Annotated in this window: 23 protein-coding genes; 9 read left to right on the plus strand and 14 right to left on the minus strand. The window is 30.8% G+C overall.

Features of this window, described 5'->3' with window-relative positions; genetic code table 11:
* Positions 1 to 2: 2 nt before the first annotated feature.
* The 10 genes from PW52_RS12445 to PW52_RS12490 all read right to left on the minus strand — a co-directional run bounded on the left by PW52_RS12445 (position 3) and on the right by PW52_RS12490 (position 12,433).
* Complete coding sequence (locus PW52_RS12445) at positions 3 to 1,007, minus strand: glycosyltransferase family 4 protein (RefSeq protein ID WP_044633292.1); 1,005 nt, start codon at positions 1,005 to 1,007, stop codon at positions 3 to 5.
* 27 nt (positions 1,008 to 1,034) lie between these two features.
* Entirely contained in the window at positions 1,035 to 2,147 is a 1,113-nt protein-coding gene (locus PW52_RS12450; protein ID WP_131454003.1) for a glycosyltransferase family protein, read from the minus strand.
* 30 nt (positions 2,148 to 2,177) lie between these two features.
* Entirely contained in the window at positions 2,178 to 3,518 is a 1,341-nt protein-coding gene (locus PW52_RS12455; RefSeq protein ID WP_044633294.1) for a UDP-glucose dehydrogenase family protein, read from the minus strand.
* 29 nt (positions 3,519 to 3,547) lie between these two features.
* The gene (locus PW52_RS12460) at positions 3,548 to 4,531 is read right to left on the minus strand and encodes a hypothetical protein (RefSeq protein ID WP_044633295.1); all 984 of its coding nucleotides are present in this window, start codon (positions 4,529 to 4,531) and stop codon (positions 3,548 to 3,550) included.
* 14 nt (positions 4,532 to 4,545) lie between these two features.
* Positions 4,546 to 5,799 carry an MATE family efflux transporter gene (locus tag PW52_RS12465; RefSeq protein ID WP_044633296.1) on the minus strand — a complete coding sequence of 418 codons (1,254 nt, stop codon included), beginning with the start codon at positions 5,797 to 5,799 and terminating at the stop codon, positions 4,546 to 4,548.
* A gap of 79 nt (positions 5,800 to 5,878) precedes the next feature.
* Positions 5,879 to 6,859 (minus strand): glycosyltransferase family 2 protein, encoded by a 981-nt coding sequence (locus PW52_RS12470; protein WP_052823494.1) that lies wholly within the window; start codon positions 6,857 to 6,859, stop codon positions 5,879 to 5,881.
* A gap of 87 nt (positions 6,860 to 6,946) precedes the next feature.
* Positions 6,947 to 7,999, minus strand: a complete 1,053-nt coding sequence (locus PW52_RS12475; protein WP_052823495.1) for a glycosyltransferase — start codon at positions 7,997 to 7,999, stop codon at positions 6,947 to 6,949.
* Positions 8,000 to 8,034: 35 nt separating this feature from the next.
* A complete protein-coding gene (locus PW52_RS12480) occupies positions 8,035 to 10,320 on the minus strand; it encodes a GumC family protein (protein ID WP_044633297.1) in 2,286 nt (761 codons plus the stop codon).
* Positions 10,321 to 10,593: 273 nt separating this feature from the next.
* The gene (locus PW52_RS12485) at positions 10,594 to 11,064 is read right to left on the minus strand and encodes a UpxY family transcription antiterminator (RefSeq protein WP_131454004.1); all 471 of its coding nucleotides are present in this window, start codon (positions 11,062 to 11,064) and stop codon (positions 10,594 to 10,596) included.
* Between the two features lie 13 nt (positions 11,065 to 11,077).
* Complete coding sequence (locus tag PW52_RS12490; protein WP_044633299.1) at positions 11,078 to 12,433, minus strand: exopolysaccharide biosynthesis polyprenyl glycosylphosphotransferase; 1,356 nt, start codon at positions 12,431 to 12,433, stop codon at positions 11,078 to 11,080.
* A gap of 452 nt (positions 12,434 to 12,885) precedes the next feature.
* On the opposite strand from PW52_RS12490, the gene rfbF reads away from it, so the two are divergent.
* From rfbF to PW52_RS12535, 9 genes are all read left to right on the plus strand, one after another.
* Positions 12,886 to 13,656 carry a glucose-1-phosphate cytidylyltransferase gene (gene rfbF, locus PW52_RS12495; protein WP_044633300.1) on the plus strand — a complete coding sequence of 257 codons (771 nt, stop codon included), beginning with the start codon at positions 12,886 to 12,888 and terminating at the stop codon, positions 13,654 to 13,656.
* A complete protein-coding gene (locus tag PW52_RS12500) occupies positions 13,650 to 14,594 on the plus strand; it encodes an NAD-dependent epimerase/dehydratase family protein (RefSeq protein ID WP_131454005.1) in 945 nt (314 codons plus the stop codon). Before rfbF ends, PW52_RS12500 begins: the two co-directional genes overlap by 7 nt.
* On the plus strand, positions 14,594 to 15,676 hold the full coding sequence (gene rfbG, locus PW52_RS12505) for a CDP-glucose 4,6-dehydratase (RefSeq protein WP_044633302.1): 1,083 nt from the start codon (positions 14,594 to 14,596) through the stop codon (positions 15,674 to 15,676). Before PW52_RS12500 ends, rfbG begins: the two co-directional genes overlap by 1 nt.
* A complete protein-coding gene (gene rfbC / locus PW52_RS12510) occupies positions 15,673 to 16,200 on the plus strand; it encodes a dTDP-4-dehydrorhamnose 3,5-epimerase (RefSeq protein ID WP_044633303.1) in 528 nt (175 codons plus the stop codon). The genes rfbG and rfbC overlap by 4 nt, the downstream gene beginning before the upstream one ends.
* A 193-nt stretch (positions 16,201 to 16,393) precedes the next feature.
* Positions 16,394 to 17,290 (plus strand): MerR family transcriptional regulator, encoded by an 897-nt coding sequence (locus tag PW52_RS12515; RefSeq protein ID WP_044633304.1) that lies wholly within the window; start codon positions 16,394 to 16,396, stop codon positions 17,288 to 17,290.
* Between the two features lie 44 nt (positions 17,291 to 17,334).
* Positions 17,335 to 18,798 carry a phytoene desaturase family protein gene (locus PW52_RS12520; RefSeq protein ID WP_044633305.1) on the plus strand — a complete coding sequence of 488 codons (1,464 nt, stop codon included), beginning with the start codon at positions 17,335 to 17,337 and terminating at the stop codon, positions 18,796 to 18,798.
* Positions 18,795 to 19,634, plus strand: a complete 840-nt coding sequence (locus PW52_RS12525) for a phytoene/squalene synthase family protein (protein WP_044633306.1) — start codon at positions 18,795 to 18,797, stop codon at positions 19,632 to 19,634. The genes PW52_RS12520 and PW52_RS12525 overlap by 4 nt, the downstream gene beginning before the upstream one ends.
* A 10-nt stretch (positions 19,635 to 19,644) precedes the next feature.
* Entirely contained in the window at positions 19,645 to 20,097 is a 453-nt protein-coding gene (locus PW52_RS12530; protein WP_044633307.1) for a sterol desaturase family protein, read from the plus strand.
* Positions 20,098 to 20,784 (plus strand): lycopene cyclase domain-containing protein, encoded by a 687-nt coding sequence (locus PW52_RS12535; RefSeq protein WP_044633308.1) that lies wholly within the window; start codon positions 20,098 to 20,100, stop codon positions 20,782 to 20,784.
* A gap of 46 nt (positions 20,785 to 20,830) precedes the next feature.
* Here the strand turns inward: PW52_RS12535 and PW52_RS12540 are convergent, their stop codons facing one another.
* From PW52_RS12540 to def, 4 genes are all read right to left on the minus strand, one after another.
* The gene (locus PW52_RS12540; RefSeq protein ID WP_117584380.1) at positions 20,831 to 22,243 is read right to left on the minus strand and encodes a hypothetical protein; all 1,413 of its coding nucleotides are present in this window, start codon (positions 22,241 to 22,243) and stop codon (positions 20,831 to 20,833) included.
* A gap of 74 nt (positions 22,244 to 22,317) precedes the next feature.
* Positions 22,318 to 22,989, minus strand: a complete 672-nt coding sequence (locus PW52_RS12545) for a Crp/Fnr family transcriptional regulator (protein WP_044633309.1) — start codon at positions 22,987 to 22,989, stop codon at positions 22,318 to 22,320.
* A gap of 118 nt (positions 22,990 to 23,107) precedes the next feature.
* Positions 23,108 to 23,536, minus strand: a complete 429-nt coding sequence (locus tag PW52_RS12550; RefSeq protein WP_044633310.1) for a DUF5606 family protein — start codon at positions 23,534 to 23,536, stop codon at positions 23,108 to 23,110.
* Between the two features lie 50 nt (positions 23,537 to 23,586).
* Positions 23,587 to 24,177 carry a peptide deformylase gene (gene def, locus PW52_RS12555; RefSeq protein WP_044633311.1) on the minus strand — a complete coding sequence of 197 codons (591 nt, stop codon included), beginning with the start codon at positions 24,175 to 24,177 and terminating at the stop codon, positions 23,587 to 23,589.
* Positions 24,178 to 24,213: the final 36 nt, after the last annotated feature.

Genomic DNA, 24,213 nt, shown 5'->3' on the forward strand with positions numbered 1-24,213 from the left:
TTTTAACTCTCAATTACGTCTAAATATTTCCGAGCAACTACATTAGGTAAATGCTCCTTTAAATGCACTTTAGCTCTAATTTTTAATTGGGATTGTAATTCTAAATCATCAATTACAGATTCTATTATGGAAATTAAATCATTTAAATCACCACGTTTAAAAACTAACCCCGCTTTACCAACGGCATCTGGTAAACCTCCACCATTTGAGACTATAGGAATACAACCACAAGCCATCCCTTCAAGAGCAACATTTCCGAAAGGTTCAGCCCAAATAGATGGTACTAAAATAAATTTATGTTTATTTAAACATTCCACTAAAGCCTCTCCTCTAAGAATTCCTGTAAACGTTACAAAATCATTTAATTTTAATTTATCAACAAGTTCCTCTAATATAACTTTGTCTTCTCCATCTCCAATAATAGTTAATTTATATTTTTTGTTTTCTTCGTTTAAGTTATTTAAAGCTTCTATAGCCAAATTAGCACCTTTATCAGATACTAATCGTCCTAAAAAAACAAATTCCTTTAACCGTTTTTCATGATTTGTTACTCTAAATAAATCACTACGATATGGGTTTCCAATAACCACCGCTTTAGGCCAACATTTATCTCTAACAGCAGAACTTACGGCTATTACCGATTTAGAAAATTTCAAATAACTTAATTTCAGTTTGTCCTGAATAGCCATACTACCATCTAATCTCGACACCCAAGTCCTTAATGCTACAACATTAGGTCTACGGAAAATTATTGATGGCCAAGATAACCTTAAACAAGGGTTATTCTCATAAATAAATTCTGCCCAAAAATGTTGTTTTAACAATTCTACAATTGATGGGTTTCTAATAATTGTAAAAGGAAATACTCTATCTCCTTTATCTTTCGTCCAAGTTATTAAACGAATATCATGTCCTTCATTTTTAAAATGCTTCGCTAATACTTCTGAATTAACTTCAATACCACCAACATCAGGATAAAATTTATTTGTTATAAATAATATTTTCATTTCTTAAAACTAAACTGCTTCAATATATTAAGAAGCGTTAATAAAACTCAAAAACCTTTCGGCAACAAACGTAACACCTCTATTATAATTTAAACCGTCTTTTTTTACTGAATTTAAAAAAGTTTCGAAATTTCCCGTTTTATATTCCATAATACCATTTGGTATTTGCATATTAAAGTTAAATATTGGTTTCCATTGTTTTGCTACAACTAAAATTGGAAGATTATGCTCTAACATTGCTGCAACAGTTCCACTTTTTTCAATTAAGTATAAAGGTGTTGTTGCAATTCCATAATCAGATTCATTTAAAATCCTTGAAACCTCAAATTCACTCGCTTCTCCAATTACATATACCTCTATATTTTTAGATTTAAACGTATCCGCCCAATTTTGTTGTTCTTTTCCAGATTTACCAACAAGAGTTAAAGAAACAATATTATTAGGGTGATTATTAATAAAATTAACAATTTCATTAGCCAACTCTTCTTTAGGAGCTCCTTCTCTTACACCTCCAAAAACAACTAGCCTAGTATTATTATTTTTAGTTTGAGTTTTAGTTTCTACATTAGGAATGTTACTAAACAATGGTAATAACTTTGGGTTATTACCATTGTTTTGTAACATATAATTATAAAGCTGACTTTGAGTATTTACAATTTTAACATTTAAAGATGTAATTAAATTTGTAATTATTTTTTTTTGAATAACACCAATAATTTTCTGTTTGAAAGAATCTTGTTTATTCATTCCGAGCCATAATTCATGAAACATCACTTGAAATTTCCTTGTTCCACAAATCATTTTTAATTGACTTGCTAATCTAAAAGGTATGCCTTTATCATGATATGAATATGGCACGAACTGTAAACTTACCCAATCAGGATTAAAATCGTCGACCCATAATTTTGCTGCTTCACATCTTAATTTGGACGAGTAAGTATGCGGTAACCTCAAGCAAGGTATTTTAGTATTTTCACTTATTCGATGCTTATCAACAGTTTCTGTTAAATGCTTGTCGTTATAAGCCAACATACTAACCAAAACACCCTGCTTAGCTAATTCAGCACAAAGTCTACGCGTATAATCTCCTACCCCATCTTTACCAGGTTCTAAGGAGCCACAAATAAACATAATCTTCATGCTAAATTTTGTATTTATATTAAGGGTAACTTAGGCCTTTAAAGGTTGTTTACCAATTTGGAAATATTCAAAACCATTTTTTAGCATCATTTTATCGTTAAACTGATTACGACCATCAAAAACAATTGGTGATTTTAGTTGGGTTTTTAATTCTTCGAAATCTGGAATTCTAAATTCTTTCCAATCGGTTAATAATAACATAGCATCTGCATCAACAATGGCTTCATATTTAGAGTTACAATAAGTAATGTTTTGTACTCCTTTTAAATAACATTCTTGTGCTTCGTGCATCGCTTTAGGGTCATAAGCTTTTATTTTTGCCCCACGACTCACTAATTCTTTTATGATATAAATGGCAGGTGCTTCACGCATATCGTCTGTATCTGGTTTAAACGATAAGCCCCAAATAGCAAAAGTTTTTCCTGTTAAGTCTTCACCAAAACGTTTTACAACCTTTTGAGCTACAACCAATTTCTGCTTGTCGTTAACAGACTCTACTGAACCTATTAACTCGGCATCAAAACCATATTCCTTAGCAGTACGGTGCAGTGCTTTAACGTCTTTAGGAAAACATGAGCCACCATAACCAGCACCAGGATAAATAAAACTATAACCTATTCGGCTATCTGAACCTATACCGATACGTACATCATTTACATCGGCTCCTACTAATTCACATATATTTGAAATTTCATTCATAAATGAAATTTTTGTTGCTAACATTGCATTTGCTACGTATTTAGTCATTTCTGCAGAACGTACATCCATAACTATTAATCGCGCTGATCCGCTTCTAAAAAAAGGTGAATATAGTGTACGCATGGTTTCAGCTGTTTCTTCAGAATCAGCACCAACCACCACACGGTCTGGTTTCATAAAATCACTAATAGCATCACCTTCTTTTAAGAATTCTGGGTTAGAAACCACATCAAAGTGAATATCTGCACCTCGTTTTTCTAATTCTTCATTAATTTGTGCTCTAACCTTATCGGCTGTTCCTACAGGTACAGTAGACTTATCAACAACAACTAAAGGTGTTGTCATGTGTTGACCAATTTCTTTTGCTACTTGTAATACATATTTTAAATCGGCAGAACCATCGTCTCCCATTGGTGTACCTACAGCAATAAATGCAATATCACAACCATCAAGATGTTCAGCTAACTTAGTGCTAAAGTTTAAGGTTTTACGTTCGTAATTTCTGGTAACCATAGCTTCCAAACCAGGTTCGTAAATAGGAATAACTCCCTCTTTTAATTTGTTAATTTTGGTTTCGTCAACATCTATACACGTTACTTTATTACCCATTTCGGCAAAACAAGTACCACTTACAAGGCCAACATAGCCAGTTCCGATTACTGTTATTTTCATAATTATTGCTTTTAATTGTTTTTTTGTAATTATTTTTTATAAAACCTATTAATCAATTTCGCTATATAAATACTGATTATTTTTCTTTTAAAAGTCATATTACTATGTGCTTTAAAAGGAAAGTTTTTTAATTGCCAATATGCAACATCAGTTGCTCGAGGTGTAATCCCATTAAGAGCTCGTGATAACAATTTAGCCTTCCATGGCTTAGGACTACCTAAGGCATGAGACATCAAACTGTATCCCTCTTTGAACCCCATACTTTCAGAACCAATAATACTAACATCTCCATTAAACACTTCTATAGAAACATTTAATGCATCCTGATCAGACTTATCAAATATTTGAAATCCTTTCCTTTCCGGTATAGTTGATTTATATTGTAAATTAGCAAAAATAGAATTTTCTAATCCTCCAATAGCTTCTCCCATGCATTCTTGTATATCCTTCCAAATATTTAAAAATGAAAAATCACTCCTTTTTACACCTATAAAACCTCCATTAACATACATATTAGATTTAAATTGCAATTTAAAATCATAATCTTTATAATAGGAACGCCAACCTACTCTACGAGGATGAAACTCTGGAATAGGAGAATTTACATCTTCACATACAGCAACTCCACAATTCACCCAATCTTCAAATTTATCCCATGACTTATTTACAACTATATCTGGATCAAAATAAAAAATAGACTCTATATCTTGAGCTGGACCATTTAGTAAATCTAGCATAAAATCTGGTTTATAATTGGTTAAACTGTACTTGGTATTTAATGGTATAAAAAACAGAATAATATCCCGGTGTAGACTAGGTTTGAAAGTCGTTATTTCACCAAATGGTTCTAAATCTATTTTTTCAGCATTTATTACCCATGGAGGTAAATCACCTCTATAACCAACATATATGTTCCCTCTATACCCATTCTGATATAATGAATTTGAAAGTGTTGCTACTCCAAAATGGTAATGACCTTCAAATAAGGTACAGACTCCTGTTTTATTAATCATACTAATATATTAATTTATCTATTCTTTAATTGAAATATTTTATAATATCCAAATATGCCATGAGTTAACAGCTGACTTGTACCAACCAAAATATTTAATTTTAAAACCCCAACTAAATTTGAAATATCTATTAGTGAAATACCTAATATAAGTGTAATTAAACTCATTGATATAGCTAATATAGGATGTTGAATCCAGCCTCTGCTAGAATACATATTATATACTAACCCTGCAATAAGAGATAAGCTCGACCCCAATATCAACAAAACGATTTCTCGTTCCAAATTAGCATATTTACTCCCTAAAATAAATAAGATTTGAGTTGAAAATACATAAGTTGTAAAAACAATAATTATTAATAAAATAATCAAGCCAAATAGTACGGTTGAATAACGCTTAATTAATAATTGAAAACTATCAATTAACCTTGCAAACCTAGGGGCGATAACTATATTAAAAACCATAGTTATCAAAGTTAATAAAACGGCTATTCTATTTAAAGCACCTATTTGTGCGATTGAAGTGGTTGTTCCAAATATTGATAAAAGCCAAATTGTAATTTGACTAGAAAAAGAATAATAAACCGCCTCAGGAAAAATTCTCTTTACCGTTTTTAATATTTTTTTGCTTATTTCTTTTGAAGGTGAATGATTTAAATTAACATGCATTGACACTATTTTTCTTAGCCTTAAATTACCTATTATTTGAGGTATTCCAGCAGAAAACACGGCAACAAACGCCAATGGAAAAAAGAAAATTAAAACTCCTAGCATTAACAACCGTCCTAAGTTTACTCCTATTTGATTTTTTTGCAAAGGTATTATATCCTGATGCAATTGAGGGACTATCACTATTAAAGAATTTGAAAGAGAAGAAATAAAAGCAGGAATAAGCGCTATAATTATTAGGATAGTTACGAGAATACTTGCGTTATTTTTTAATAATAAAAAAGCCAAAATTGGCACTCCAACAATTAAACTTGCAACAATAAATTTTTTTCTTAAATCAAAACCTGTAACCATGACTTCTCCAAGTTTTTCTTTATCTTTCCATACTTTACTCCCTTGAGCCATGACCCCTTTAGAAATACCTCCATTTGCTAATAAAACCATAGAGCCTAACATAGTATTAGCCAAAGTGTAAAGTGCATATTCTTCTGTTGGTAAAACTCGAATAACTAAAATACCTGATATTAATCCTAACCCCTGCACTAAAGCTTGCGCCAGACCAGTTGTTCCCAATAACATAAACCATGCTTTAATCTTCATAAAGAGAATTACTTTGTAAATTGTTTATTGTATTATTCATAAGAATCAAGTTCAATGGTAACTTATTTTTTTGGGGGTGTTATTTTCTTTTTAGCGAAACAATAAAACAAACAATCTTAAAAAGTCCGCGCCTAAAAAATAATAATAATTTTGGCGGTTGTTTTATGTTATTAATTTTATAATTAAAGTAGTCTGCTACTTTATTCCAATTGATATCCCATACATCTTCTTTCCAAAACTTATAAGGTGAACTCGCATTATCTATACGTTTTAAAGCTTCAAAATCGTACCAATAATAAGGCTCTTCTTTTTCTGGCACAATGGCAATGCCTTGATTTTCCCAACCTTCAACCCATTGTTTATCTGCTGTATCTAGCCCATTGCCTTCTTTGGCATAATCATAATCTTTATTATACTGCCAAACGCGTTGATACCATTTTTTTGTATTCGCTTCGGCTTCAATTAAACAGTAATACCTAATTTTTGAGCGCTGCCTTTTTAAAGACAGTAAATTACAATGCAAAAATTTAATATCCTTTAAAAACAACTTAGGCGAGTCTTTTTTTACAGGTATCCGGGTACTATGAATATGCTTTGCGTTATGCTCACTATTATCATCAACAAAACCTAAGGGCCATCCGCCACTTGAATTGTAGCGTATCACCGTATCTGTATTTTCCAAATATGTTGGTTTTTCGAAATACAAAACGGTTCCTGGCTCTGAATTTTTAATTGTTTCCCATTCCGACGATTTTAAAGCATCAAAATTAAGTAACTCATCGGAGTCGATTGCCAAAATAACATTTCCCTCTCCATAACGCTCCCTAGCCGTATTTATTAATAATTTTTGGCGATATGCCTCATCATATTCCTTAGAGTCATTAATTATTACATCAACATTTTTGAATGTTTCTGCAATAGCCACAGAATTATCAGTAGAGTATTGATCGGCTAGCAATACATGATCGGCAAACTGCAATGTTATTTTTAGAAAGGTATCTAAAATCCATTCTTCATTCTTAATTGGGGTTACAACTATTATTTTTCGTTTGGTTAGCATTTATACTATGTTTTGGTTAATCAAATTGAAGTTGCTATCTTAATTTGTTCTAGGGATATTTTTGGTTGTATTCTTGCTATAATCATGTTATTTTTTAATTAAAAATCTTACACGTTGTCTCCACTCGAAAAAGGTATGGTCAATTGAAAACAAGCTTGTAAAACTTTTAAGGTATTTATTTCTTGATTTAGAAAATTTAAATGCTGTTGATTTTTTCACTTTAGGAACCTCGGTAGTTAATAATGATTGCCACATTTTGGTTATTTGCTGTGGTTTAAAAACCTCTCCTCTATTAAAGCCATTTTCAATCATATTTTTATACATTTCGGGATCTTCTAATAATCTTTTTATGGCATCGATTACTTCATCAATGGTTTCTGCTTGTAAATAATCTAAATCTGTTTTTCGTTGTTCGGTAAACGCATACTCGTTTCCTAAAATAGCAGGCACTCCGGCTAACCAGCAATTTACAAGTTTTAATGCGGGTTTATCACTTCTATCATGATTACTAAAAGAAGGGCGCACAGCAACTATAATGTCTGCATCTGAATAATCGTGCCAATGGTATGTTTCCTTATTTTTTTCTTCGGTATCTAGAACAAAATTTAATTGATTAGCTTCTAAAAATTCTAACCATTTTTTTGAATAAAACATTTGATCTAAATTACCACGTCCGCCTTTATAAACAATATTTTTAATTGTTGTTCCTCTACTTGTATCGCGTTGTACTATACCTGGATGTGGCCAATGAGGAATAAAAAAGCAGTTGTTATTATTAGCATATTTTCCGTTTTGAACAATTTCTATATCCGCTAACAAAAAACGAAACTCAATTTCATCGGCTCTTACTACAATTATAAAAGCATCTTTACTTAACTTACTATAATTATCACTTACAGCTTTTCTTGAAACCTCATCGGCTAATATTACAATGATACCGTCTAAGGGTAATGTCGCGCTTACTTCAACATTAAAGTTTATTTTTTTTAATTGAATATAAGTATAATATAACCAAGCCTTATAGGTAATAATATTGGTATAACTCGCATCAGTTTTCCAAAATTCTGGATTTTCAACATCTAAAGTTTGATTTACTTCTGATAGTTCTGGAAAGAAAAATTTAACTGTACTTAATTCCATTTTATCCTTTTTAGGCCAATTAATAGTTTAACTTGTTATTTTAAGTTATTTCCATAGCCATAACTGTAAACTCCCGCCTTATCCATTTTTATATCGTTTAACACGATCATTAAAGGATCTAACTTTTTGTTATCGCTAATGTCATTAATTATATTTAAATCTTCTTTATTAGTATAGTTATGTCTTACCACATAAAGGGTGGTATCTACAAGATTACTTAACGAATATGCATCGGCAACTTTACCTATTGGAGGTGTATCTAATACGATGTAATCGTATTCGTTTTTAAGTGTTGTAACTAACTCTTCTATACGCTCGCTTAGCATTAACTCTCCTGGATTTGGTGGTATTGAACCAGAACCAATTAAGAACATGTTTTTTTGATTTTGATATGGCGTAATAATATCTTGTATGCTTAAGCTCTTATCAATAATGTAATCGGATACTCCTATTTCATTAGGTGAACTAAGTTCTTTCATTAATTTAGGCGCTCTTAAATCGAATCCAATAACAACCGCTTTTTTGCCTGTTATAGCCAAACTTGCCGCTAGGTTTATGGCTATAAACGTTTTTCCTTCGCCTTGTTTACTTGAAGTGACCATAAAAACCTTTTTCTCTTTGCCTTGAGATAAGAATTTTAGATTATGCCTCATTAAGCGAAATAGCTCTGCTACTGGAGCCACATTATTTTCTTTTACTACAACCACATCTTTTTCGTTGCTTGCTGCAATAGCACCCAAAATTGGAGTATCAGTAAGCGCTTCAATATCTTCTCTAGATGTGATTTTTGTATTGAGCTTATCTTTTACAAAAATCCAAACAAAAGGTACAAATAGACCAAATAACAACGCGCCTAAATAAATAGGAGTTTTCGCCCCATTTATTGGGTAATTAGTGGATTTTGGGTATTCAATTATACGAGTATCAGAAAAAGGTACACTTACCGATAATGCTTCTTCTTCTCTTTTTTGCAATAAAAATAAATAGAGGTTTTGCTTTAAACCTTGATCCCTGTTTATTTCTTGAAGTGCTCTTTCTGCTGTTGGCACAGAGGATATTTTAGAGCGATATTGAGAAGATTTATTCATTAAATCTCTTTGGTTTCTGGTAAGTTGAAGTTTTATACCTCTAACATTTTCTGCAATAATGCTTCTATTCTCATTTAATTCCCTATCAATTTCAATTAATTGTGGGTTTCCTGTACCCGAAGATTGAACTAATGCATTGCGCTTTTGTAAAGCTAAATTATAATTGACAATTGAATTAGACAAAACTGCATTATTAATGTTGTACGCCATTATTGGATTTGAATTAGAACTCTGTCTTAAACTCACCTCTAATGCTTCAAGAGCACTAATTTCTGTACGTAATTGAGCTAATTGTCTATCTGTTTCATCGGCTAATTGAATAAAACGAGAGGCATCAGAACTTACATCGGTTAAAGCGTTACTTTGCTTATACGATTCCACTCCTTTTTCTGCGCTATCTAAATCGGTTATTAGTAGCTCTAACCTTTCATCTATTAACTTTAAAGTAGCTCGTGATAATACATTTTTATGTTCTGCGGAATTTCTAGCATAAACATCTATTAATTTATTTATTAAATCGACACCACGCTCTGGAATAGCATCGGTTAAACCAATCTCTAATAATCCACCACCATTTTCATAAACAGGATAAATTTGCAATTTATTGTTGTAGTTTGAAGCAATATTGTCTGGATTTCTAAATCTAATAACTACTGGACTTTGAGATTTAAAATTTAAATTACCTGATTTCAATTCTACAGAAAACGTACCAAAATCTGTACTTAATGTTTCTCCAAAATCATAGGTCTTTTTTACAACAGTATCATCGTCATTAACAGTTTCAATATTAAATGAGTATTCATCCACAATTGTTAAAGTCCCAAAAGTCCCATAATTAGTCAGTGGTAAACTATCATTTAACACCACTTTAAACGGTAACGTACTTTCATAAACTTCAATTTCACTAAACCTGCCTTCCATATAATATCCAACAGCAAACCCAAGTTCATCAATCGTAGACTTCATTAAATCGTAAGATTGCAACACGCCTATTTCGTCTTGAATATTTTGCGACATTTTTATAAGCCCCAAACTATTAAACGACTCCATTCCGCCTGCACCACCACCTTGCTCTTTATCGTTTAACAAAATTTTACCACCAATATAGTATTCTGGTGTAACATTATAACGTAAGTAAAAAAAAGCTATAGCTAAACAAATTACTGCGCCTATTAAAAATAAATACCAATAACGTAAATAACTGGCTAAAATTTTAATGATGTCTTTTTCCATAGTTTGACAAAACGATAAAAGGTTAAGTTTTAATTGTTAATATTTTTAAGCATTGCTTAATTCCAAAAAACATGCTTTAATTTTCTCTTAAACAAAGAAAACATTATTTTTTAGAATAACCGATAAAACACTTAATTGAATAAATTTTGAAGCAATGATTTTAATAATTCTTGATTTTATTATGAAAATAGCGTGCAATTCTAAATTTTCAACTTTAAAAATCATTTTTATTTATTGATAAATGAGAGCTTTTTTTTAAGTTAACTACTTAAATTATACCACTTTTCTTAATTTATTTTTTACAATAATGTCCATATCTTTAATTAAGGTATTAACATTTTGCTGACCAATCCATTTTACACCTGCATTATTTTTACTTAGCCACTTTTTTATGTTAATTTCTCTTCTTGCAATTAATTTTGAAAGCAATACTAAATCATGCGATCCATTTTCAATCCAACTTTGTATTGTTTCTATTTCTTCATTATAAACTTTTGCAGGTTTACCATTGATAACCAAATAACCTTGTACTTCTGGCAATGCAAAAACCACACCTCTATATTGTTCTGGAATATTTACAAAAATATGTGATTTAAACAATGGTGTTTCTACATTTTTTTGTCTGTTACTCCAGAACTTAGTTTCTTTTACTATAGGATTGAATACTTGAAAATTCATCTTTTCAAGCTTTTTAGAAACTTTATCTTCTTGTTTTTCCTTAACTGATAATACAAACCAACTCATAGTAATAATTTTTTTAGTAAGCTTTTTCTTCACCACTAATGGCGTTGAAAACGGTTAAAACAATAATTTTAAAATCTAACAAAAACGACCATTTTTCTACGTATAAAATATCTAATCGAATTCTGTTTAATATATCTGATGGATTAATTATTTCTCCTCTATAGCCCTTGATTTGAGCTAACCCTGTTATACCAGGTTTTACAAAATGACGCACCAAATATTTATCTACAGAAATTTCGTAATCCGATGTATGCTGTTCCATGTGAGGACGTGGCCCAACTACACTCATATCTCCCATAAACACATTGAAAAACTGTGGTAATTCATCAATACTTGTTTTGCGTATTATTTTACCTATTTTGGTTACACGTTTATCATTTTTTGTTGCCATTTTTGAATTGGCGTCCGAATTAGTGGCCATAGACCTAAACTTGATGCATTTAAATGTTTTTCGCTTTAACCCATGACGATTTTGAGTGAAAAATAATGGTCCAGGAGATTCTAACTTTATTAAAACATACAATAAAGGCACTAACCATGACAACAAAAATAATATAACCATAGATGAAAAAGCAATATCAAAAGCACGTTTAGCTATTCTACCTAAGTCAGCATCTAAAGGCACTGTTCTTAAATCTAAAACCGGTATTTGATCATACTTTTGAACCGTCATAGCAGTCGTGAAAATATCTTTATTATCAGGTATAATTTTTAATTTTATAAGATTGTTATCAGCAAAATTGATCAAATTTTGTAAGTCAGATTTTGTTAATTTTGCAGCAGTACAATACACTTCATCTACCCTATTATCAATAATATATTTAAAACAATCTAATATTTCACCTAAATAAGTTGGACTTTGTGAAGTTTCATCGTCAAAAAAGCCACAATATCTATATCCATAATAAGGATTATCAAAAACTTTTCTGATTTTTTTTAGATTTTTATCTCGCCCAATAACTACTACATTTAAATAATTACCTCCTTTTGATCTATAGTGTCTAATAAAAACATAAAAAAGCCATCTATACAACGTGAGCAATACACATATAATAAGATAGATTAGTAGTTGATATTGAATAAAATCGGGTTGAATTCCAGTTACACCAAACCAAGAAAAATATGTTAAACCATATATTATATATAGGTAAAACATTTTTTTAATGTTTGTCATAAAGGTCTCTTTACGAGCCGTAGGATAATAATTTAAATTATAAGTAATTAGAAACCATGAAACATTATAAAAAATAATGCTCGTAATATTTAAATAAGTACTTGGAGTCATTAAATACAAGACTCCATTTATAATACTTAAATGAACAAGTACTGAAAAAGGGATAATTAAGTGAGAGTAACTCCTAGTTTTCATATAGCAATTTACATTAAATTTATTTCCAATTATTTGGACAATAAACAAAATATTAAAGGTTCACAATATTCTTTAACATTTTATGATGAAATATGACGATTTAAAAACGCCTTTTCATTTTTGACTTATTTTGCTATTAATCAAATTTTGGTGTCTTATTAAGAATCTAATTATACACACAAAAGAACATAGAATAAAATAACTAAGAATATATTTTCTACACACAGCTATTATTTTCGACAAAATACGTTTTTAGAGTTTTTAACGATTTTTAACATTTTCGATTTTGTAATTTCACACTAGGAAATCATTAAAATAAAAACCGTAAAACTGTTTTTTTTTACATTTTATCTAAACATTACTTAAATCTCTTATATTTAATGCAAAATTCACATTTGTGTTTTATATTTTTTTATACATTTGATGAGCTATTAACAACATAACTTAATCACATGAAAGTTTTAATTCTTGCTGGTGGATTTGGCACCAGGTTAAACGAAGAAACCAGACTAAAACCTAAACCGATGGTGGAAATTGGAGGCATTCCAGTTTTAGAGCATATTATGAATATTTACTCTGCCAACGGTTTTAACGAATTTGTAATCCTACTTGGTTACAAGGGGCACATAATTAAGGAGCATTTTGCAAATTATTATTTAAGACACAGTAGTGTTACTATTGATTTAAAATCAAATAAAGTAGAAACACACAACAACCTTTCTGAAAATTGGAAAGTTACGCTTCTTGACACTGGATTACATACAATGACTGGAGGACGTATAAAAAGAGCAAAAGAATTTATTGGAAACGAACCGTTTTTATGTACTTACGGTGATGGTGTTGGAGACATTAACATTAAAGAGGTTGTTGAGTTCCATAAATCGAATAATAAATTAATGACGCTTACCGCCATACAACCTTTAGGACGTTATGGAATTTTAAATATTCAGGATGATTTATCTGTTGCTGGTTTTAACGAAAAACCTAAAGATGATAATCGCTGGGTAAACGGCGGATTCTTTGTATGCGAACCGGAAGTACTAGATTATATAGATGGTGACCACCAAATGCTTGAACGAGAGCCCATGGAAAAAATTGCAAAAGACAACCAAATGCAAGCGTTTAAACATACAGGTTTCTGGCATGCCATGGATACTTTAAGAGACAACCAAGATTTAAACAAACTTTGGGATTCTGGTAACGCACCTTGGAAAATATGGTAAACAGTAAAACAAAGGTATTAATTACTGGTGGTTTAGGGAACCTTGGTTCTTGGTTAACTCATCACTATTGTAATTTAGGATATGATGTTACTGTGCTCACCTATAGACACAGAACTTTAGAATTTGAGTTACCATTTAAAATTATTACTTGCGACATTAGTACACTAAGTAATTGCAAAGCTGCAATTACAGAGTACTACGACATTATTATACATACCGCAAGTATGAATGACAACTTTGTTGAAGGCTACGCAGAAAATGCTATAATAGTTAATGCCTTAGGAACTAGAAATATATTAGAAACAATAAAAGATAATCCGCCTAAGCATTTTATCTACTTTTCTACCTTTCATGTGTACGGTAAGTACTCAGGTAACATTTCAGAAGAAACCGAGCTTTTACCTAATAATGATTATGGAACAACCCATTTGTTTGCAGAGTATTATGTGAAACAATTCCATAAAAATTTTAACATCCCATACTCGATAATTAGATTATCAAATAGTTACGGTTGCCCTAAAGACTACGACTCCTCGAAGTGGTATTTAATTTTAAACGATTTAAGTAAATCCGCATTTAAAAACGATAAAATTAAATTAAATGGAAATGGTTTGGCTGTTCGCGATTTTATTTGGATGGGTGATGTCTGCAATATTATTCATAAACTAACACAACTTGAGTCTACTAACGACACATACAATATTAGTGGTGAAAAAAGTTATACCTTGCTGGATGTTGCTGAAGCGGTAAAAGAAGCTTATCAAGAATATTTCAACAAACCTATAGAAGTTGAAATTAATACTGAAGATAAATCTCCCCCTAGAGAACCTATAATTATTAGTTCAAGTAAAATTAAACAACTTGTTAATTATAATGCAGAAAGTCACTTTAAAGACGAAGCATTACAAATTTTCAACTTTTTAAAAGAAGAGAAATAATGTCAGAAAAATTATTCGATCAATTTAAAGGAAAAAAAGTTTTTGTTACAGGAAACACAGGCTTTAAAGGTTCTTGGCTTTCAATTTGGTTACACGAATTAGGTGCCGATGTTTATGGTTATGCGTTAAAACCAAAAAATAAATTAGACAATTTTATTGTTTGTGATTTAGAGGATAAAATTAATCAAACATACGGCGACGTTACAAATATGCCTCTGTTAGAAAAAACCCTTAATGCTGTAAATCCAGATTATATTTTTCATTTAGCAGCTCAAGCGTTAGTTATAGATTCTTATAACGATCCTATTTCAACGTATAGCACCAATGTAATGGGTACCGTAAACCTTATGCAAGCTGCAAGAAATTGCGACAACTTAAAGTCGCTTGTTCTTATTACTAGTGATAAATGTTATGAAAACAAAGAACAAGTTTGGGGTTATAAAGAAAATGATGAACTTGGTGGAGCCGATCCATATTCTTCATCAAAAGCTTGTGCCGAAATCGCTATTCAATCGTTACGTAAATCATTTTTTAAAGATTCACCTGTGTCTGTTATTAGTACACGTGCAGGTAATGTAATAGGTGGTGGCGATTGGTCTGACAACCGATTAATCCCAGATATTTTTAAAACCAAACGTGCCGACGAAGTTTTAGAAATTAGAAGCCCTTACGCAACTAGACCATGGGAACATGTTTTAGAACCACTTTCAGGATACATGCAATTAGCCATATTAGGCGAGAACAATAAAAAGTACGACGGGGGCTGGAATTTTGGTCCGAGTACTTATAAACATTACAATGTATTAGCTGTTCTACAAGAAATTGAAAAAAGCACAGCTTTAAAACATAAAATTCTAAATCAAGAAAACAAATTACATGAAGCTAATTTGTTAAAGCTAGATATTACAAAAGCTGCCAACGAACTTAACTGGGTGCCTCAGTTAAGTTTTGAAGAAACTATTCGTTACACTGTTGAAGGTTATCTTGTTCAAGACGATAAAGATGTTTACAATCATCGCGTAAAACAAATTCAAGATTACACCAATCTAGCTGCTGCTAATAAAACCTCTTGGGCATTATGATTTTTACCGAATTAAAATTAAAAGGCGCATATGTGCTGGATTTAGAAAAAAGAGGAGATAATCGTGGATTTTTCGCAAGAACATTTTGTGCAAACGAATTTGCTGAATTAAAGCTAAATACCCAATTCGTTCAAGGGAACATGTCTCACAATGCTTTTAAAAATACATTAAGAGGCATGCATTACCAAACTGATGGTGCCGAAGAAGTAAAACTTGTGCGCTGTACCAAAGGTGCTCTGCTTGATGTTATTTTAGATATTAGAAAAGATTCACCTACTTTTGGACAGTATGAAGCTATTGAAATCTCAGAAGATAACGGACGTCAAATTTATATTCCAAAGGGATTTGCCCATGGCTTTTTAACTTTACAGAACAATTCAGAAATTGCTTATTTAGTTTCGGAATTTTATACACCAGGAAAAGAAGCAGGCATTCGTTGGGATGATCCAGCATTTAAAATAGATTGGCCAATAAAGGATCCTATTTTATCTGATAAGGACAAAGTCTATCCGGACTACAAATAAAAAAACATAGCATTAAAAATACAAAGAGTGATGATATAAAAAATCATCGCTCTTTTTTTTTGATCAATATTTATTTAATCAATTTTATAATTAACCGACAAAAGCTTTAAAATGTATTTATTAGTATTTGTCGATGAAATTAATCTATTTTCAAAATTAAACCTTATTTTTGTTGAACAAAAGTCTTGTTTAAATGAACAATATAAAAACTAAATTTAGCATAAAGGATTTAGAAAATTTATCTGGAATAAAAGCTCATACTGTAAGAATATGGGAAAAACGCTATAATTTACTTTCACCAAACAGAACCGATACAAATATTAGGTATTACAGTTTAGAAAGCTTACAAAAGCTTTTAAACATTTCTTTTTTAAATAAAAACGGTGTAAAAGTTTCAAAAATTGCAAAATTATCAAATCAAGAAATTATTGCCAATGTTAGAGAAATTGCATCAAGAGCAAAATTAGAAGATCACGCTATTAACACATTTAAAATAGCCATGATAAATTTTGATCAAATTTTATTTTATAATACATACAACAGTTTAATTGAAACTAGGTCGTTTAGCGATATCTTTTATCAGGTATTTCTTCCAGTATTAAACGATATTGGTTTATTATGGCAAACCCAAACTATAACACCTGCGCATGAACACTTTTTATCAATACACATAAAACAAAAAATTCTTTTAAACATTGAGCGCCTGCAACTACTCGATCCAAAACCAAACTCGCGAACTTATGTTCTATTCTTACCTGAAAGCGAAATTCATGATATTGGTCTATTATTTATTAACTATCAACTTCGTAGTAAAGGCTACCATTCTATATTTTTAGGCGAGAGTGTGCCCATGGAAAGCTTAAATCACTTATTAGATTTCTTTAGCAACATAACATTTATAACTTATTTCACAGTAGCACCAGAAGATGACAAAATATTAGGCTATCTCAACGATTTTAATGATGCTCTTTTAAAAGAACAAAATCAACTTTATATTTTAGGAAAAAAAACCAGTACTATTAATACAGAAAATTTACCAGAAAACATATCTATATTTAATTCCATTAAAAATTTAGTAAAACAATTATAAATTTATCTAAATTTTGTTTATCTTTTTTTTATATTTGTTAAACAATGAAAAAGATAAATATAATCGGTTCTGGATTTTCATCACTTGCAGCAGCTTGTTACTTAGCAAAAAAGGGCTATAATGTCACTCTTTTTGAAAAAAACAAAACTATTGGTGGTAGAGCTAGACAGCTTGAAAAAGACGGTTTTACTTTTGATATAGGACCAACTTGGTATTGGATGCCAGATGTATTTGAACGATTCTTTGCAGACTTTAATAAAAAACCATCCGACTATTATTTATTAGAAAAGCTTAATCCCGCTTATAGTGTTTATTTTGGTAAAAATGATTTTATCACTATTGAAGATACTTTAGATAAAATTAAGAAAGCTTTTGAAAATGAAGAAAAAGGAAGTGCTTCGAAACTCCAAAGATTTATTGATAAAGCACAAAGTAATTACGACATCGCTATTAAAAACTTAGTTTACAATCCGGGTGAATCACCATTTGAATTGATAACTCCGATAACCATAAAAAAATTAAATCAGTTTTTTAGCAATATAAAAAGTGATGTCCGTAAGAATTTTAAAAATAAAAAACTCATTCAAATCTTAGAGTTTCCAGTATTATTTCTTGGAGCGAAGCCTAGCGACACACCTTCATTTTATAATTTTATGAACTATGCCGATTTCGGTCTTGGTACATTTCATCCAAAAAAAGGTATGTATCAAGTTATTTTAGGTATAAAATCACTTGCCGAAGAATTAGGTGTAACTATAAAAACCGAAAATGCAGTTGAAAAAATTATAGTAGAAAAAGGAAAAGCTACAGGCATTGTGTGTAATGGAGAAAAACATTTCGCAGATATTACAATTAGTGGTGCTGACTACCACCACACCGAAACTCTTTTAGATAAGGGCTATAGACAATACTCCGAAACTTATTGGGAAAAAAAAACCTTCGCACCATCATCCTTACTGTTTTATATAGGATTTAATAAAAAATTAAAAAATGTAAATCATCACACTTTATTTTTCGATGTAGATTTTGATATTCACGCTGAAGCTATTTACGACACTCCTAAATGGCCAGAAAACCCATTATTTTATGCTAGTTTTCCGAGTGTAACAGACATTAATGCTGCACCAAATGGAAAAGAAGCTGGTATATTTTTAATTCCATTGGCACCAGGCTTAAAAGATACAAAAGATCTTCGGGAACACTATTTTAACAAAATAATCACTCGTTTTGAAGCACTTACGTCTCAAGAGGTAAAAAAAAGTATTATATTAAAGGAAAGTTTCTGTGTTAACGATTTTATCAAAGATTATAATTCGTACAAAGGTAATGCTTACGGTATGGCAAACACCCTTTTACAAACAGCTTTTTTAAGACCAAAGCTAAAAAGTAAACGTGTGAAAAATTTATTCTTTACAGGACAATTAACCGTTCCTGGACCAGGTGTACCTCCTTCGTTAATCTCGGGAAAATTGGTTGCAGATTTAGTCACTAAATATCATAAATTATGAAAACATTATTCGACACTGTGTCTTACAGCTCTAGTAAATTGGTAACTCAAACTTACAGCACATCGTTTTCTATGGCCACAAAAATGTTATACAAGACAATAAGAAGGGATATTTATAATATCTATGGCTTTGTTCGTTTTGCAGATGAAATAGTAGATTCTTTTCATGACTACGAGCAGGAACATCTTTTTAATAAATTTCATGAAGATTTAAAATTAGCATTAAAACATAAAATAAGCTTAAACCCTATATTAAATTCTTTCCAATATACATTTCACAAATATAATATAGACATAAGTTTAGTTGATGCCTTTATGCATAGCATGAAAACCGATTTACATAAAAACGTTTATTTAACACAAGAAGAATTTAAAACTTACATTTATGGTTCTGCAGACGTGGTTGGGCTTATGTGTTTAAAAGTATTTGTAAAAGGTGATAATGCAAAATATGAAGCTTTGAAGGACAGTGCTATGGCTTTAGGATCTGCATTTCAAAAGGTGAATTTTTTAAGAGATTTAAAGGCTGATTTTGATACTTTAAACAGAAGTTATTTTCCTAATACAGATCTACAGAATTTAAACGAGTTCGATAAAACAGAAATTATAAGAGATATTGAAAATGATTTTAAAAACGGCTTAAACGGCATTAAAAAATTACCAATTGAAGCAAAATTTGGAGTTTTTACTGCTTACCGTTATTATAAACAACTTCTCGATAAATTAAAAAAAACACCTGCTTTAAAAATTAAAGAATCCAGAATTAGAGTTTCAAACACTAAAAAAGTAGAACTATTAATGCGTAGTTATGTAAAATATCAATTAAATTTATTGTGAGTTATACGTTATGAAAATTTTACTTTGGCTTTTAATATTTCTTAGTACCTTTTGCTTTATGGAATTTATGGCATGGTTTACCCATAAATATATAATGCATGGTATCTTGTGGAGTTTACATAAAGATCATCACAAAAAAGACCACGATAGCTGGTTTGAACGTAATGATGCATTCTTTTTATTTTATGCAGTTGTAAGTATTGGTTTTTTCTTACTATGGAAATATACCAGTTTCTGGGCAGGACTTCCTATTGGTTTAGGGATTTTCGCTTACGGTTTGTGTTATTTTATTGTACACGATATTTTTATACACCAAAGATTTAAATTATTTCGTAAAGCTAATAGTAGATATGCTAAAGGCGTTAGAAGAGCTCACAAAATGCATCATAAACACATAGAAAAAGAAGATGGTGAGTGTTTCGGCATGCTTTTTGTGCCTTTTAAATACTTCAAAATCAAGTAAATGACCTATTTATATCTATTATTAAATGTAGGTTCGATATTAGTCCCTTTTCTTTATAGTTTTCATCCAAAATTAAAATTTTATAAACTCTGGAAACCTCTTTTTATAGGTATTTTAATAAATATGATAATTTTTATCCCTTGGGACATTATTTTTACACAAAATAAAATATGGGGTTTTAATCCTAAATATTACCTAGGAATTAAAATTTTTAATTTACCTCTAGAAGAATGGTTGTTTTTCATTTGTATTCCCTATGCTTGTACATTTACTCATTTTGCACTTTTATACTACTTCCCTAAATTAAAAATACAAAAAAAGTTAAGTACAATAGTAGGATATTCTCTACTAATATGCTTTTTATTAGTTGCTATTTTCAACTGGGATAAATGGTATACATTTGTTAATTTTTCATTAGGCTCTATATTACTGACTCTTACTCTCCTCAGTTATCCTCAAATTTTGCAACGTTATTTCCTAACATTTTTAGTAATGCTTATTCCATTTTTTATAGTAAATGGCGTTTTAACAGGAAGTTTTATTGAGGGCGAAGTTGTTTGGTATAATAACCAAGAAAATCTTTATATTAGAATGTTTACCATACCAATTGAAGATACTGTTTATGCATTTTCAATGATTTTAATTAACTTATTAGTACTACGATTTAATAAACAAAAAGTGCAGTAAAAATACTGCACTTTTTTTCTCAATTAAACTCAACTTACACTAATAATTAATTATTTCTATTCACCGTAATTGAGTTCGACAAATCGAAATTTCCACTTAAGTTACTAGTACTTTCACCCATGGCTAAGCCCATTAAACCATTTTCGTAACGGATATACCAAATTAAACATACACCTACTCCTGCACCATCAAAATTAACACCTTCAACATCAGCTATAGTTCCTGGCAATCCTAAAATAGTTCCGTTGGCATCTGTAATTATATAAGAGCTGTTTGTTCCGCTCGTAGTTCCAGAAACTGTAATTCCAGAAACATAATCTGCTATACCATCTCCTACTGTAAAGTTAAAAGGCCCGCCTTCTAACATACCCGCGCTTGTATAAGCTTCTCTGTTAACTGTAATGCTATTAGACAAATCGAAAGTACCTGATAAGTTACTTGCGCTTTCCCCCATAGCTAATCCCATTAAATCATCTTCATATCTGATATACCAAATTAAACATACTCCTGCTCCTGCTCCATCAAAATCTACACCTTCAACATCGGTTATTGTTCCTGGTAAACCTAAAATTGTTCCAGCTTCATCTGTAATTATATAAGAGGCGTTAGTACCTGCAGTCGTTTCAGAATTTGTAATTCCAGAAACCATATCGGCTACTCCATCTCCTACAGTAAATGTAAACGGACCACCTTCTAACATACCTGCATTAGTATAAGCTTCTCTATTTACTGTTAAACTATTAGATAGATCGAAAATACCAGATAAATCGTTAGCGTTTTGTCCTGCTTCTAGTCCAGATAAACCATCTTCGTAACGAACGTACCAAATTAAGCACACTCCAACTCCTGCACCATCAAAATTAACACCTTCTAAATCGCTTAAAGTTCCTGGTAATCCTAAAATATTTCCAGACTCATCTGTAATTACATAAGAAAAATTAGTTCCGTTTACTGTACCCGAATTGGTAATTCCAGATACCATATCTTCCATACCATCACCAACTGTAAAGGTAAAAGGTCCTCCAACTAAGGTTCCTGCATCAGGGCCACCTAAACGATTTACAGTTAAACTGTTTGACAAATCGAAGTTTCCAGATAAATCTGCTGTAGAGTTTCCTGCCTCTAAACCAGATAAGCCATTTTCGTAAGCCAAGTGCCATATTAAACATACACCTACTCCAGCACCATCAAAATCTACACCTTGAAGATCGGTTAAAGTAGTTGGCAAACCAAGAATGGTACCAGCATCGTCCGTAATTACATAAGTTGAATTTGCACCTTCTACATCGCTAGATAAAGAAATTCCAGAAACGTAATCTGATGTTCCGTCTACGTAAAATGTAAAAGGTCCTCCAGATAAAGTTCCTCCATTTGTAGCAACTAAATTTGTATCGTCGTCCTCGCAAGACACAAATAAAAATGTCGAGGCTATTAAGCCTAATAATACTTTTTTAATCATAGTGTTTTTTGTTTTTTGTTTTCTTAAATCAAAATTACACTATGCTTAAAGTATTAAATGTTAGCTAGCTAACATTAGGCGATTTTTTGGTAAATAATTATTTCTTTTCTATTGAATTCAATGAGTTTTTTTTCTTTTAATTCGTTTAAAAGAATATTTAATGTTGGTCGTGAAGTTCCTATAAGTGAAGCAATGTCTTTTTGAGTATATGGATGCTGAATAACTTTATGCCCTGTTTTTTCACAATCGTACCCGTAGTCTGTACATAAATCTTCTAAAAACTCCTTTAAGCGTGTTTTGGCATCTTTAAACATTAATAACTTAAGGCGTCTTTCTAGTTTTTGAAATTTAAAACCTATAAACTTGTAGACTTTAAAACTAAAGGTTTGGTTGTCTCTCATTAAATCGTGCATAGTGTCTACACTTATGGGACAAATACTAGTAGTATTATCTAAAGATTGTGCGAACTCATCGCGATTATTTTCGCCTAATATGGCTTTTTCACCAAAAAGCTGTCCTTTAGTTAAAATTGATTTAATAACCTCAGATCCATCTTCGTTATAGTATCCTATTTTAACTTTCCCTTTTTCTATTAAAAAAACTTTGTTGGAAGAATCGGCTTCAAAATAAATATAATCTTCTTTTTTATAATTATTAAAGCGATGTGTTTGTTTGTATTTTTTAAACTTGTGTGGACATAAAACTTTAAAAAGGTTTACATCTTCGAAAAACCAAAGTGCAGTCATTTTGAAAATAATTTGTTAGTTGAGTTCTTATATTGTCGTATTTCTTTAACAAAACTTTCAGAAAAAGGCATAAAAAAACCCCTTAAAAAAAGGGGTTTTTATATCTAGGTTTTATTTACTATTCTTCTTCGTCGGTGATTTCTGCATTCGCTTCTACTTCCAACAAATCTAACATACTATGCTTTTGTAATAAATTATACCATTGTATTACCTTTTTAATATCGCTGGCATACACTCTATCTTCATCATAATTAGGTAAAATATCGAAAAAATATTCTTCTAATTTATCTTTGCTATCTTTTGGTTTAACAGATGCGATTTCACCATTCTCCTTATCTTTTATTTTCTTTAAAACAGCGTGTAATGGCACTTCTTCTTCTAAAGTATAAATGGCGATTTCACTTAAAACACTTACGTTGTTTTGCATGGTTACCGATATACGTTTATTATCGATTAATGATTCGGCAACAAAACCACCACGTGTTTGCGCTACTAATTTGTATAAACCTGGTTTACCAGAAATGGCTAAAACTTTTTCTAAACTCATTAAGTTATTTTTTGGACAGCAAATTTAATTGTTTACTTAAAATTTGCAAGTTATCTTTTCTTTTTTTCGGCCGGAAAACGCATTCTGTAATCTACTCTTATTTTTCCTTTTGAGATATTGGCCAGTCTTCCTTTTATAATTCGTTTTTTGAAGCTGGATAGTTTATCAGTAAATAAAACACCTTCAATATGGTCATATTCATGCTGAATAACTCTAGCTACTAAACCATCATAAGTTTCAATATGTTTATTGAACTTTTCATCAAAATATTCTATAGTTACTTTTGGTTTTCTAGATACATCTTCTCTTACATCTGGAATACTTAAACACCCCTCATTAAACACCCATTCTTCACCTTCTTCTTTTGTTATTTTAGCATTAATGAATACTTTTTTAAATACTTTTAAGGCAGCTTGTTCCTCTTTAGACAAATCTTCATCTTCAGAGAAAGGCGTTGTATCTACAAGAAACATCCTAATTGGTAAACCTATTTGTGGTGCTGCCAAACCAACACCATAAGCATTGTACATAGTTTCAAACATATTATCTATCAAATCATTCAATTTTGGATAATCTTTAGCTATGTCTGTCGCTTTTTTTCTTAATACAGGATCGCCGTATGCTACAATGGGTAATATCATGCTTTATTTTTTGTTGGCGCAAAAATACTAACTTAT

This window comes from Neotamlana sedimentorum, from assembly GCF_000943565.1.
Classification (GTDB): Bacteria; Bacteroidota; Bacteroidia; order Flavobacteriales; family Flavobacteriaceae; genus Neotamlana; species Neotamlana sedimentorum.